The sequence below is a fragment of the Streptomyces sp. NPDC048337 genome (assembly GCF_043201175.1).
Lineage (GTDB): Bacteria > Actinomycetota > Actinomycetes > Streptomycetales > Streptomycetaceae > Streptomyces.
This window is the reverse complement of the sequence record NZ_JBICYR010000006.1, coordinates 306724-319263: the sequence shown is the minus strand read 5'-3', so window position 1 is coordinate 319263 and position 12540 is coordinate 306724. Positions and strand designations below refer to the sequence as shown.

13 protein-coding genes are annotated in these 12540 nt (G+C 73.2%); 7 read left to right on the top strand and 6 right to left on the bottom strand.

Features of this window, described 5'->3' with window-relative positions; genetic code table 11:
- The first annotated feature begins 17 nt into the window (after nt 1-17).
- Both efeB and efeU read left to right on the top strand, forming a co-directional pair.
- Complete coding sequence (efeB, locus tag ACGFYU_RS13415) at nt 18-1304, top strand: iron uptake transporter deferrochelatase/peroxidase subunit (protein WP_393827411.1); 1287 nt, start codon at nt 18-20, stop codon at nt 1302-1304.
- 42 nt (nt 1305-1346) lie between these two features.
- Nucleotides 1347-2195 (top strand): iron uptake transporter permease EfeU, encoded by an 849-nt coding sequence (gene efeU / locus ACGFYU_RS13410; protein WP_393827410.1) that lies wholly within the window; start codon nt 1347-1349, stop codon nt 2193-2195.
- On the opposite strand, the gene ACGFYU_RS13405 is transcribed toward efeU, so the two are convergent.
- The 3 genes from ACGFYU_RS13405 to ACGFYU_RS13395 are packed head-to-tail and all read right to left on the bottom strand — an operon-like array spanning nt 2132 to nt 4551.
- Nucleotides 2132-2881, bottom strand: coding sequence for a GNAT family N-acetyltransferase (locus tag ACGFYU_RS13405; protein WP_393827409.1), 750 nt, complete (start codon nt 2879-2881; stop codon nt 2132-2134). The two genes, efeU and ACGFYU_RS13405, sit on opposite strands and share 64 nt — an antisense overlap.
- Nucleotides 2878-3744 carry a PhzF family phenazine biosynthesis protein gene (locus ACGFYU_RS13400; protein WP_393827408.1) on the bottom strand — a complete coding sequence of 289 codons (867 nt, stop codon included), beginning with the start codon at nt 3742-3744 and terminating at the stop codon, nt 2878-2880. Before ACGFYU_RS13400 ends, ACGFYU_RS13405 begins: the two co-directional genes overlap by 4 nt.
- A 45-nt stretch (nt 3745-3789) precedes the next feature.
- Complete coding sequence (locus ACGFYU_RS13395) at nt 3790-4551, bottom strand: SDR family oxidoreductase (protein WP_393827407.1); 762 nt, start codon at nt 4549-4551, stop codon at nt 3790-3792.
- Between the two features lie 108 nt (nt 4552-4659).
- Here ACGFYU_RS13395 and ACGFYU_RS13390 point away from each other — a divergent pair, with 108 nt between their 5' ends.
- Both ACGFYU_RS13390 and ACGFYU_RS13385 read left to right on the top strand, forming a co-directional pair.
- Entirely contained in the window at nt 4660-5949 is a 1290-nt protein-coding gene (locus ACGFYU_RS13390; RefSeq protein WP_393827406.1) for a Bcr/CflA family multidrug efflux MFS transporter, read from the top strand.
- 9 nt (nt 5950-5958) lie between these two features.
- A complete protein-coding gene (locus ACGFYU_RS13385) occupies nt 5959-6954 on the top strand; it encodes a small ribosomal subunit Rsm22 family protein (protein WP_393827405.1) in 996 nt (331 codons plus the stop codon).
- Between the two features lie 34 nt (nt 6955-6988).
- Here ACGFYU_RS13385 and ddaH read toward each other — a convergent pair whose 3' ends face one another.
- The gene (gene ddaH / locus ACGFYU_RS13380) at nt 6989-7843 is read right to left on the bottom strand and encodes a dimethylargininase (protein WP_393827483.1); all 855 of its coding nucleotides are present in this window, start codon (nt 7841-7843) and stop codon (nt 6989-6991) included.
- 101 nt (nt 7844-7944) lie between these two features.
- Between ddaH and ACGFYU_RS13375 the strand changes: the two genes are divergently transcribed.
- Together ACGFYU_RS13375 and ACGFYU_RS13370 are read left to right on the top strand one after the other, a co-directional pair.
- On the top strand, nt 7945-8556 hold the full coding sequence (locus ACGFYU_RS13375) for a TetR/AcrR family transcriptional regulator (RefSeq protein WP_393827404.1): 612 nt from the start codon (nt 7945-7947) through the stop codon (nt 8554-8556).
- A gap of 164 nt (nt 8557-8720) precedes the next feature.
- On the top strand, nt 8721-9473 hold the full coding sequence (locus tag ACGFYU_RS13370) for a bifunctional DNA primase/polymerase (protein WP_393827403.1): 753 nt from the start codon (nt 8721-8723) through the stop codon (nt 9471-9473).
- Nucleotides 9474-9510: 37 nt separating this feature from the next.
- On the opposite strand, the gene yaaA is transcribed toward ACGFYU_RS13370, so the two are convergent.
- Nucleotides 9511-10311, bottom strand: coding sequence for a peroxide stress protein YaaA (yaaA, locus tag ACGFYU_RS13365; RefSeq protein WP_393827402.1), 801 nt, complete (start codon nt 10309-10311; stop codon nt 9511-9513).
- A gap of 156 nt (nt 10312-10467) precedes the next feature.
- On the opposite strand from yaaA, the gene ACGFYU_RS13360 reads away from it, so the two are divergent.
- Complete coding sequence (locus ACGFYU_RS13360) at nt 10468-11925, top strand: ribonuclease catalytic domain-containing protein (protein ID WP_393827401.1); 1458 nt, start codon at nt 10468-10470, stop codon at nt 11923-11925.
- On the opposite strand, the gene ACGFYU_RS13355 is transcribed toward ACGFYU_RS13360, so the two are convergent.
- Nucleotides 11912-12520, bottom strand: a complete 609-nt coding sequence (locus tag ACGFYU_RS13355) for a hypothetical protein (RefSeq protein ID WP_393827400.1) — start codon at nt 12518-12520, stop codon at nt 11912-11914. The genes ACGFYU_RS13360 and ACGFYU_RS13355 overlap by 14 nt on opposite strands.
- Between the last annotated feature and the right edge of the window lie 20 nt (nt 12521-12540).

Sequence of the window (12540 nt, the reverse complement as noted above, 5' to 3'; positions counted from 1 at the left end):
GGAGGCGGGAGAACAGCATGAGCGAGTCGGAGTCGGCGGCGCAGCAGCCGCAGCAGCAGGACGGCGGCGAGTCCACCGCGACCGCGCCCTCGCGGCGGGCCGTACTGGGCTGGGGCGGTGCCGGGCTCGCGCTCGGCGCGGCCGCGGCCGGCGGTGCGGTGGCCGCGTTCGACAGCGGGCCGGACATGGTCTCGGCGGCCTCCGCCGGGGCGGCCGTGCCGTTCCACGGTGAGCACCAGGCCGGTATCGCGAGCGCCGTGCAGGACCGTCTGCACTTCGCGGCCTTCGACGTGAAGACGAAGAGCCGCGACGAGCTGGTCAAGCTCCTCAAGGAGTGGACCGAGGCGGCCCGCCTGATGACGGCCGGCCTGCCGGTCGGCGACGTGTACGAGGGCCGGCCGGAGGCCCCGCCCACCGACACCGGCGAGGCCCTCGGTCTGAAGGCCTCCCGCCTCACCCTGACCATCGGCTTCGGCCCGGGCCTGTTCGCCAAGGACCGCTTCGGTCTGGAGGGCAAGCGCCCCGACGCGCTGGTCGACCTGGAGCTGTTCCCCGGCGACAACCTGGACCCGGCCCGCTCCGGCGGCGACATCTGCGTCCAGGCCTGCGCCGACGACCCGCAGGTCGCCGTGCACGCGATCCGCCAGCTGGCCCGCATCGGCTTCGGCAAGACCGTGGTGCGCTGGTCGCAGCTGGGCTTCGGCAAGACCTCGTCGACCACGCCCGAAGAGCAGACCCCACGCAACATGATGGGCTTCAAGGACGGCACCCGGAACATCTCGGGCACCGACAAGCCGGCCCTGGACAAGCACGTGTGGGTCGGCGCCGGCGACGGCAGCGAGTGGATGACCGGCGGCTCCTACCTGGTGGCCCGGCGGATCCGGATGAACATCGAGATCTGGGACCGCACCCCGCTGCAGGAGCAGGAGGACATCTTCGGCCGCGACAAGGGCGAGGGTGCCCCGGTCGGCAAGTCCAAGGAGCGCGACGAGCCGTTCCTGAAGGCGATGAAGCCGGAGGCGCACGTCCGCCTCGCGCACCCGGACACCAACAACGGCGCGACCATCCTGCGCCGCGGCTACTCCTTCACCGACGGCACGGACGGTCTGGGCCGCCTCGACGCGGGCCTGTTCTTCCTGGCCTACCAGCGCGACGTCCGCAAGGGCTTCATCCCGATCCAGCGCAACCTGGCGAAGTCCGACGTCCTCAACGAGTACATCCAGCACGTGGGCTCGGCGATCTTCGCCGTCCCGCCGGGTGTGCGTGACAAGGACGACTGGTGGGGCCGGACGCTGTTCGCGTAGTCCGCGCCGTCCCGTCGTAGAGCCTGGAGAGGAACAACCGCTGTGTTCGGCAACTATCTGATCGGCCTGCGCGAGGGGCTGGAGGCCAGCCTGGTCGTCTGCATCCTCGTCGCGTACCTGGTGAAGACCGAGCGCAGAGACGCCCTGCGCCCGATCTGGCTCGGCATCGGGATCGCGTGCACCCTCTCGCTGATCTTCGGCGCGATGCTCGAATTCGGCTCGCAGGAGCTGACCTTCGAGGCGCAGGAGCTGCTGGGCGGCAGCCTGTCGATCATCTCGGTGGGCCTGGTGACGTGGATGGTCTTCTGGATGAAGCGCACCGCGCGGCATCTGAAGGCCGAGCTGCAGGGCAGGCTCGACTCGGCGCTCTCCATGGGCACCGGCGCGCTCGTGGCCACCGCCTTCCTGGCGGTGGGCCGCGAGGGCCTGGAGACCGCGCTGTTCGTGTGGGCTTCGGTCCGGGCCAGCGGCGAGGGCTCGTCCGCGCCGCTCATCGGGGTGCTGCTGGGCATCGCGACGGCGATCGTGCTGGGCTGGCTCTTCTACCGGGGCGCCCTGAAGATCAACCTCGCGAAGTTCTTCAAGTGGACCGGCGCCATGCTCGTGGTCGTGGCCGCGGGCGTGCTCGCGTACGGGGTCCACGACCTGCAGGAGGCCCGCTTCCTGGGCGGCCTGGACGACAAGGCCTTCGACATCAGCTCGGCGATCCCGCCGGACAGCTGGTACGGGACCCTGCTCAAGGGCGTCTTCAACTTCCAGCCGGACCCCACGGTGCTCCAGCTGTCGGTGTGGGCGCTGTACGTGATCCCCGTGCTGGTGCTGTTCTTCTACGATTCGAGCCGCCCCGTGGCCCCGAAGGCGCAGCCCTCGGAGGCCGCGCAGGCCGGCTGACGCGGACCGGAACACCGAACGGGGCGGGGGGGGGGGGGGGGGCCGCCCCCCCCCCCCCCCCCCCCCGGCCCGTTCGCCGTGTCCGGGTCACCAGAGCCGGTCGATGACCCCCGGGTACAACGGCACGCGGACGCCGGTGAGGCCGCCCGGTCCCGGTCGGGGGCATCCGTGAAGAAGGCCCCCATCACCGCCTTGTCGAAGCCCGGCCCATCGGTGGCCAGCGGTTGCTCCGGCGTCCCGCCCACCAGGACCGTGCCGGGCAGCTGCTCGAACCCGGCCGCCTCGTAGAAGGGCGCCAGCGGCCGGTCGCAGCTGAACAGCGCCAGGTCCACCGCCGGATCGGCCGCCAGCGCGGCGCGGGCCGCCGCCACCAGCCGGCCGCCGAGCCCTTGCCCGCGTGACTCCGGCCGGGTCACCACGGCGCTGAGCCCGGCCGCCCGGTACGTCCGCCCCGCGAGCGGGATCTCCTTGTACAGCAGCGCCAGCGAGGCGGCCACCCTGTCGGCGCCGTCCACGAGCAGCAGGGCGCGCGGTGCCAGCGCCGGATCGTGCCCGGGCGAGGCCCCCGGCCAGGCCGCGTCCTCCAACCGGGCGACCTGCCGGGCCAGCCCCTCGGGCACCTCGGCCTCCGCGAACCCGAGCACCCTGGAATCCAGCCCCTCCGGCGCGGTGCCGTCCCCGCTCAAGGGATCCGCACCCCCGCGCCGCCGACCCTGACCCGGGGGTCACCGGCGCGCAGCTCCACCGTGAGCACTCCGGGCCGGCCCATGTCCCCGCCCTGGTGGAGGGTGAGGACGGCCTCCCCGGGAACGAGCCCCAGCTCACGCGCGTACGCGCCGAACGCGGCCGCGGCGGCCCCCGTCGCGGGGTCCTCCACGACCCCGCCGACCGGGAAGGGGTCCCGTACGTGGAACTCCGCCGGACCCGCCCGGTGCACCAGCTGCACGGTGGTGAGGTCGAGGCGCCGCATCAGCGCCTCCAGCCGGGCGAAGTCGTAGGCGAGGTCCGCGAGCCGGGCCCGGGTCGCGGCGCCGAGCACCAGGTGCCGGGCTCCGGCGTAGGCGATCCGGGGCGGGAACGCCGGGTCCAGGTCCGCCTCCGGCCAGTCCAGCGCGGCCAGCGCCTCGGCGAGGTCGGCGGCGCCGATCTCCTCGATGTGCGGCTCGACGCTGGTCAGCGTGGCCCGCAGCAGCCCTTCCTCGGCGGTGACGGACACCGGGACGGTCCCCGCCCGGGTCGCGAAGACGAGCTCGCCCGGCCCCATCCGCTCCCCGAGCGCCACCGCGGTGGCCACGGTGGCGTGCCCGCAGAAGGGCACCTCCGCCTTCGGGCTGAAGTAACGCACGGTGAACGCCCGCCCGGGCTCGCCGCCGAGCCCCTCGGGCGGGGCCGTCAGGAAGGCCGTCTCGCTGTAGCCGAGCTCGGCGGCGATCCCCAGCATCGCCGCCTCGTCCAGCCCGGCGGCGTCGAGCACGACCCCGGCGGGGTTGCCGCCTTCCGGGTCACGGGAGAAGGCGCTGTAGCGCAGTACTGCTGTATGGGTCGTCATCCGGCCATGATCGTCCGCGTCGCCGCGCCCTGGCAACGGGGTTGCTCAGCCCCGCCCGATGTACGGCATCGAGGTCGCCATCACCGTCGCGAACTGGACGTTCGCCTCCAGCGGGAGCTCGGCCATGTGCAGCACCGTGCGGGCCACGTCGGCGGCGTCCATCACCGGTTCGACGGCCAGCTGCCCGTTGGCCTGGAGGATGCCGGTCTGCATCCGCTCGGTCATCTCGGTCGCCGCGTTGCCGATGTCGATCTGGCCGCAGGCGATGCGGTACGGGCGCCCGTCGAGCGACAGCGACTTGGTCAGGCCCGTCATCGCGTGCTTGGTCGCCGTGTAGGCGATGGAGTTCGGGCGCGGAACGTGCGCGGAGATGGAGCCGTTGTTGATGATCCGGCCGCCCTGCGGGTCCTGTTCCTTCATCTGGCGGAAGGCCGCCTGCGCGCACAGGAAGGCGCCGGTGAGGTTGACGTCCACGACGGAGCGCCAGGCCTCGTAGCTGATGTCCTCCAGCGGGACGCCGCCCGGGCCGAAGGTGCCGGCGTTGTTGAAGAGCAGGTCGAGACGCCCGTAGCGCGCGCGGACCGCCTCGAACAGAGCAGTCACCTCGTCCGGATCGCTCACGTCCGTCGGCACGCGCAGCACGTCGGCGCCGTCCCCGGCCGCCTTCGCGGTCTCCTCCAGTGCTTCGGCCCGGCGGCCCGCGACGGCCACGGCCCAGCCGGCCGCGGCCAGGGTCAGGGCGACGGAACGGCCGATCCCGGAGCCGGCGCCGGTCACCACGGCGATCTTCTTGGCAGTTGCGTTCATGGGGCCGCAGGGTACGTCACACCGGGCTCCGGCCCCGGGACGTTCCGATAGCTGAGAGCATGGGGCGGTCAGGGGTGCACGAAGCAGATGAGCAGACTGGAGTTCCGCATGTCGGAAAGAGCCCCCGCGACGACCCCCTCAGCCGAGCCGACCGGGCCGTCGCCCGCATCGCCCTCCTCCCCCCTGACCGCGGCACGCCGCACCGGCCTGCTCGTCACCTTCATACTCGGCGGGCTCACCGCCCTGCCGCCACTGTCCATGGACATGTACCTCCCGGCCCTGCCGGAGGTCACCACCGCCCTGCGCAGCCCGGCCGCGACCGTGCAGCTCACCCTCACCGCCTGCCTCGCCGGCATGGCCCTGGGCCAGCTGGTCATCGGCCCGATGAGCGACAAGTGGGGCCGCCGCCGGCCGCTGCTCACCGGCATGATCGTGTACGTCCTCGCCACCGCGATCTGCGCCCTCGCCCCGACCGCCGAGCTGCTGATCGCCTTCCGCCTGCTCCAGGGCCTGGCCGGGGCGGCCGCGATCGTCATCGCACGGGCCGTCGTACGCGACCTGTACGACGGCGTCGAGATGGCCCGGTTCTTCTCCACCCTGATGCTGATCTCGGGCACGGCCCCGATCATCGCCCCGCTCATAGGCGGCCAGGTGCTGCGCTTCGCCGACTGGCGCGGCGTCTTCGTCATCCTCACGGCCGTCGGCATCGTCCTCACCCTGATGGTCTGGCGCGGCCTCGCCGAGACCCTGCCGCCGGAGCACCGGCACACGGGAGGCGTGGCCGCCGCCCTCCGCACCATGCGCGGCCTCCTGGGCGACCGCGTCTTCACCGGCTACACCCTCTGCGGAGGCTTCGCCTTCGCCGTCCTGTTCTCGTACATCTCCGCGTCCCCCTTCGTGGTGCAGGAGATCTACGGTGCTTCGCCCCAGGCCTTCAGCCTCCTCTTCGGGGTCAACTCGGTGGGCCTGATCGCCGTCGGCCAGATCAACGGCAAGCTGCTCGTCGGCCGGGTCAGCCTGGACAAGGCGCTGGCCGTCGGACTGGCCGTCATCACGCTCGCCTCGGTGTCCCTCCTCCTCATGTCGACCGGGGTGTTCGGGAAGGTCGGCCTGGCCCCGATCGCGGCCGCCCTCTTCGTCCTCATGTCGGCGATGGGCCTGGTCCTGCCGAACACCAACGCGCAGGCCCTGATGCGGACCCCGCACGCGGCGGGCTCCGCCTCCGCCCTGCTCGGCACGTCCTCCTTCCTCATCGGCGCGATCGCCTCCCCGCTGGTCGGCATCGCCGGCGAGGACACGGCGGTCCCGATGGCACTGGTCCAGGTGACGTGCGCCGCCCTCTCGGTGGCCTGCTTCCTGCTCCTGTGCCGCCCCTGGCACCCCCGCGAAACCCCGTAAACTTCGGTGGTGAACACCACCGCCGAGACCCTCCGCAGCGCCCTGGCCGGGTTGCTCGACGGGCTCCCGCCCAAGCAGGCCTCCGCCGCCGTCGAGCGGCTCATCGCCAGCTACCGGGGGCAGACCCCCACCGACTCGCCCGTCCTGCGCGACCGCTCCGACGTGGCGGCGTACGCGGCGTACCGGATGCCGGCCACCTTCGAGGCCGTCCGCGCCGCCCTCGACGGCCTCGCGGAGGCGGCGCCCGACTGGGCGCCCGGCTCGCACGTGGACGTCGGCGGCGGCACCGGCGCCGCGACCTGGGCGGTGGACGCCACCTGGGACGGCCCGCGCGACACCACGGTCCTCGACTGGGCGGAGCCCGCCCTCGCGCTCGGCAAGGAGCTGGCCGCGGCCTCCGGCTCCCCCGTGCTCCGCGCGGCGGACTGGCGGCGGGTCGTCATCGGCACCGGCCTGTCCCTCCCCGACGCCGACCTGGTGACGGTCTCGTACGTCCTCGGCGAGCTGACCCCGCAGGCCCGTACCGCCGTCGTCGCCGAGGCGGCCCGCGCCGGCCAGGCCGTGGTACTGATCGAGCCCGGCACCCCGGAGGGCTACCTCCGCATCCGCGAGGCCCGCGACCAGCTCATCGCGGCGGGCCTCAAGGTCGCCGCCCCCTGCCCCCACGACGGCACCTGCCCGATCGAGGTCGGCCAGGACTGGTGCCACTTCTCGGCGCGGGTCAGCCGTTCCTCCCTGCACCGGCAGGTCAAGGGCGGCTCCCTCCCGTACGAGGACGAGAAGTTCAGCTACGTCGCCGCCACCCGCTTCCCGGCCCGCCCGGCCCCCTCCCGGATCACGCGGAAGCCGCAGATCCGCAAGGGGCTCGTCCTGCTGGACCTGTGCGGTCCCGAGAACGGTCCTTCGTCGGGGCTGACCCGGGCCACCGTGACCAAGCGCCACGGCACCCTCTACAAGGCGGCGCGGGACGCCGACTGGGGCCAGGACTGGCCGCCGCAGCCGTGATCGGGGGCGGCAGCGGCGACCGGCCCGGGACCCGCTAGGGCCGCAGCTCCTGGGTGCAGCACTTCACGCTGCCGCCGCCCTTGAGCAGCTCCCCCAGATCCATCGGCACCGGCTCGAACCCCCGCTCGCGCAGCGGCGCCAGCAGCCCGGTCGCCGCCTGCGGCAGCAGCACGTGCCGGCCGTCCGAGACCGCGTTGAGGCCCAGCGCGGCCGCGTCCTGCGCGTCGGCGAGCAGCGCGTCCGGGAAGAGCCGCCGCAGGACGGCCTGGCTGCCCGCCGAGAAGGCGCCCGGGTAGTACATGACCTCGTCGCCGTCGAGGACGCTGAGCGCGGTGTCCAGGTGGTAGTACCGCGGGTCCACCAGGTCGAGGCCGATGACCGGGCGGCCGAAGAACTCCTGGGCCTCGTCGTGCGAGAGCGGGCTGGAGCGGAAGCCCCGGCCGGCCAGGATGTAGCTGGCGGTGACGGCGAAGTCCCCCTCGCCCTCGTTCACGTGCGACGGCTCGTGGACGTCCCGGTAGCCGTGGCCGCGGAACCAGTCGAGGTGGATCTCGGCCTCGGGCGCCCTTTCCGGATAGGCGAACCGGGCGCCGAGCACCCGGCCGTCGACGACCAGGGCCCCGTTGGCCGCGAAGACCATGTCGGGCAGGGCGGGGTCCGGTACGAGGGTCTCGACGGTGTGTCCGAGGGAGCGGTAGCGGTCCCTCAGGTCCTCCCACTGGGCGAGTGCGAGGGGCAGGTCCACCGGTTTCGTGGGGTCCATCCACGGATTGATGGAGTACGTGACCTTGAAGTGTGCGGGTGGGCACATCAGGTAGCGCCGGGGTGTGGCGTCTCTGCGCAAAGAAGGCTCCTCACGACGTACACGACGACGAGCAGTGAAGAGAATCGTCTCTCCTCAAGCGGGACAACGCAGTGAACTGATCGGGTGGTTTACGGGACGAGGGGAAGGCGGGAAAGACGAGACGTCTCGGTTGGTACCTTGGCGGCATGCCCAAGACGCCTGACGCCACCCGCCGCAGCGACCGCTCCCGGCGCGCCATCCTCGACGCCGCGCTCACCCTCGTCGGAGAGGTCGGCTACAACAAGCTGACGATCGAGGCCATCGCGGCACGCGCCGGGGTCGGCAAACAGACCATCTACCGCTGGTGGCCGTCGAAGGCCGACGTCCTCCTCGACGCCTCCCTCTCCCTCGCCGGGGACGCGGAGACAGAGGCCGAGTGGACCGGCTTCCCGGACACGGGGGATCTCGCCGCCGACCTGAAGTACGTACTGCGGGCGACGGTGGACGAGCTGAACGACGAGAAGTACGAGGCCCCCGCGCGCGCCCTCACGGCGGCCGGGGCGACCGACCCCGCGCTCGGGGCGCGCTTCACCGAGCAGCTGCTGGAACCGCAGCTCGCCCTGTACGAGGCGCGGTTGCGCACGGCGAGGGAAGCCGGGCAGCTCGCGCCGGACCTCGACCTGCGGCTGACGGTGGAGATGCTGGTCGGCCCGCTGACGTACCGGTGGCTGCTGCGGACGGCGCCGCTGACGCACGGTTACGCGGATGCGCTGGTGGACCGGGTGCTGGGCGGGGTGGCGTCCGTCACCGCGGACTAGCCGCACGGAAGGCCACCGGACGATAAATGCCCGAATTCTTCGCGTATATACCGGCTTTCGGTCACCCATCCCGAACCCCCCGGTCGTGGAGAGCGGTCACCCGGGGCTCAGGATGGTGGGACCATGTGAAGGTCCGCCGGGGCAACCGTGAGGTGAGGGGATAGATGGGGTCCGAGTCCGGCCGCTTCAAACGCGGCGAGCAGAGCAGGATTTCCCAGTGGCTGCTTCGGCGCCGGAAGCCCGGCGCCGCCGAGGACCCCGGACGCGAGCGCGAGGAGCTCCTCCTGTCCGTCGCCGCCGCAGGCCTGCCGCTCGCCCCCGCCGCCCATCCCGCCGGCTACCGGTGTTCGTGCGACCGGATCGGCTGTCCGACGCCGGCCCGGCACCCGCTCTCCTTCGCCTGGCAGACCCAGTCGACCACCGACCGCGCGCAGGTCGAACGCTGGGCGCGCAACCAGCCCCAGGCCAACTTCATCACCGCGACCGGCATGGTCCACGACGTGCTCGACGTCCCGCTGGAGGCCGGCGCCGCCGCCCTCGCCCGGCTGCTGGAAGCCGGCATCGAGGTCGGCCCCGTCGCCGAGTCGGGCGGTACGGGCGACCAGGCCCGCATGCTCTTCTTCACCGCCACCCGCGGCACCCCCGAGGACGAGGACGAGTGGTGGCCCTGCGAACTGGACTGCCATCCCGAGACGATGGACGAGCACCCCGGGCTCCGCTGGCACTGCCGGGGCAGCTATGTCCTGGTCCCCCCGGCGGCCCTCCCCGGTGACCAGTCGGTGACCTGGCTGCGCGGGATGGAGCACCCCCTCCCGGACCCGCTCACCCTCCTGGAAACCCTGACGGACGCCTGCGCCGAGTACGCGGGCGCCTCCCCCCAGACCCCGGCGGCGGTCGCCTGGCCCCTGGGCCGCTAACCCCGGACCCCGGCCGGGGTCCGGTCAGCCGGGGCGGTCAGTGGATCTGGGTGACCACCACGTCGAGGGACCACGCCTTGGCCGGCTTCGCGGGGGCCTCGGCCTCGACCACGTAGCCCAGGTCCCGCAGGGCCGTCACCAGCTCGGCGGGGGTCGCCGGGGCCGCGCCCGCGAGCAGCAGGTCCCGGACCAGCCGGCCCTTCGTCGCCTTGTTGAAGTGGCTCACCACCGACCGCTTCTCGACCCCGTCCACCACCTGCGAGTGCAGCACCCGCACGGTAGCCGTCCGGCCCGCCACCTCGCCCTTCGGCTTCCACGCCGACGCGTACGCCGACGACCGCAGGTCCAGCACGAGGCCCTCGCCGGCCGCCTCCGGCATGGCCTCCGCCATCGGGGCGCGCCAGTACGCCCCCAGCGCCCCCAGCGCCGGCAGCTTCACGCCCATCGAGCAGCGGTACGAGGGGATCCGGTCGGTGATCCGCACCGCGCCCCACAGCCCCGAGAAGACCAGCAGCGCGTCCTCGGCCGCCGTGCGCGCCGCCGGGGTGAGGTCGGCGAGCCCCAGGGCGTCGTACAGGACGCCCGTGTAGACCTCCCCCGCCGGGCGGGCGGCCGCCGAGCGCAGCTCCGCGTTCTTGGCGACCTCGCCCCGCAGCCCCTCGCTCAGGCCGAGCACCTCGCGGGCCTTGAGCTCGTCGGCCGCGCACAGCTCGACCAGCTCGTCCAGGACGGCCGCGCGCGCCGCGGCCAGGCCGGGCAGGGACAGCGCCTCCGGCTCCAGGGGTGCGCCGGAGCCGCCGGCGGCCTTTCCTTCGGACGGCGGCAGCAGCACGAGCACGGTGGTTCTCCTTCTTCGCGTACGAGCGCGGGGGTGCGGCCCCGACATGCCAGCGTAGGCCCTCCCGCGCGGGCCCCCGTCCCCTCACCGGCCCCGCCCACCCCGCCCGGCCCCGTTCACCGTGCCGCTCCGTGGCCGCCGACCTACGCTCGGGGCATGCCCCGTCGCCCGATGCACATGTCCGACGCGGCCAAGGCCGCGCTGCGCACCGCCCTGCAGAAGCTCCGGACGGAGCTGCACGCCACCGCGGACTTCCCCGCGCCCGTGCTCGAAGCCGCCGCGGCGGCCGCCCAGGCACCCGCGCTGTCCCACAAGGACGCCACCCACCTGCCGTTCTTCACGATCGACCCCCCGGACTCGAAGGACCTGGACCAGGCCATGTACCTGGAACGGCGGCCGGGCGGCGGATTCCGCGTCCACTACGCCATCGCCGACATGGCCGCCTTCGTCAAGCCCGACGGCGTACTGGACGCCGAGGCCCACAAGCGGGTCGAGACGCTGTACTTCCCCGACGTCAAGGTGCCCCTGCATCCGCCGGTGCTCTCCGAAGGCGCCGCCAGCCTGCTGCCGTACCAGACCGTCCCCGCCCTGCTGTGGCAGCACGACCTGGACGCCCACGGCGTGGTGACCGACTCGAACGTGAGCCGCGCCCTGGTCCGCAGCCGGGCCAAGCTGAACTACGCGGGCGTCCAGCAGGACATCGACGCGGGTACGGCCGAGGAGTCCGTCGCCCTGCTGCGCGACATCGGCACGCTGCGCGAGGCCGAAGAGGCCGAACGTGGCGCCGTCTCGCTCGTCCTGCCGGACCAGGAGGTCGCCTTCGAGGACGGGGAGTTCCTGCTGAGCTACCGGGCACCGCTGCCCGTGGACGGCTGGAACGAGCAGATCTCCCTGATGACCGGGATGGCCGCCGCCAAGATCATGCTGGAGAGCGGTACGGGCGTCCTGCGGACCCAGAAGAAGAGGACGCCCGACCCGGTCCCGGGACTGCGCATGATCGCCCGGCAGCTCGGCATCGACTGGCCGGACCACATGTCGTACGCCGAGCGGATCCGCACCCTCAATCCGGCCCTGCAGAACCACGCGGCCTTCCTCCACGAGGCCACCCGCCTGTTCAAGCGGGCGGAGTACACGACCTTCCGCGGCGGCGTCCTCCCCCAGTTCCCCCTGCACGCGTCGATCGCGGCCCCGTACGCGCACTGCACGGCTCCGATGCGGCGCCTGGTCGACCGGTACAGCGGTGAGCTGTGCGTGGCCGCCTGCGCGGACCAGGCCCCGCCGGCCTGGGTGCTCGCGGCCCTGGACGGCCTGCCGGGCACGATGGCCGGCGGCAAGGGCGGCACGGCGGACCGGGAGTCCGTCGACATCGTGGAGGCGGCACTGCTCAGGAAGCGGGTGGGCGAGACCTTCGACGCCGCCGTCATCGACACCGACGTGGACGCGCCCGCGCCGGCGTCGGGGGGCCTGGCGTATCTGGCGCAGCCCCCCGTGATGGGCCGGATCACCTCGCCGAGCGCGAGCCTCGCGCTCGGCGCGACCGTCCACGCCAAACTCGACCGCGCCGACCCCGAAGCGGGCCTCAACGTGGACAAGATCCTCTTCAGCGTGCCGTAGCGGCCCGCACCGCGGCGACCAGCGCCGCCGGGTCGTCGGCGTGGAAGCGCAGCCCGGTCGCGTCGCCGCGGCCACCCAGCGGCCGTACGTACGGCAGCGGCCGGTTCAGCTCCACCGTGACGGTGGTCTGGCTGCCCACGATCAGGTCCAGCACCCCGTCCTCGGAGACGGTGACCAGCCGGCCCTCGGGGTAGCGGCGGTCGACGCGGACCGTGGCCACCGCGTCCGCCGGGACGGTCAGGTCGAACAGGGCCCCGTAGCGGATCCGCAGGGAGCCGTCGGGGCGGACCACGTGCGGGCGCGTCACGCAGGCGGCGTGCAGGGCGAGCACGAGCAGGATCCCGTACAGGTCGAGCCCCAAGACCACCCGGTGGACCGCGGGCCAGGGGATGAGGAAGGCCAGGCCGACCGTCTCGATCACCGACACGAAGAGCATTCCGTACATCATGGCCGTCTGCGGTGCGGTGTATCCGACGGCCAGGTCCCCGGCCCGGACCCCGTGCTTACGGCGCAGCACCCACCAGCCGAGGGAGCCCCCGGCCCGCACCTCATGCCGCACCAGCCGCCGCACCTGCACCGGGACAACGGTGCGCACGGCCGCCCGCCACCCTGCCC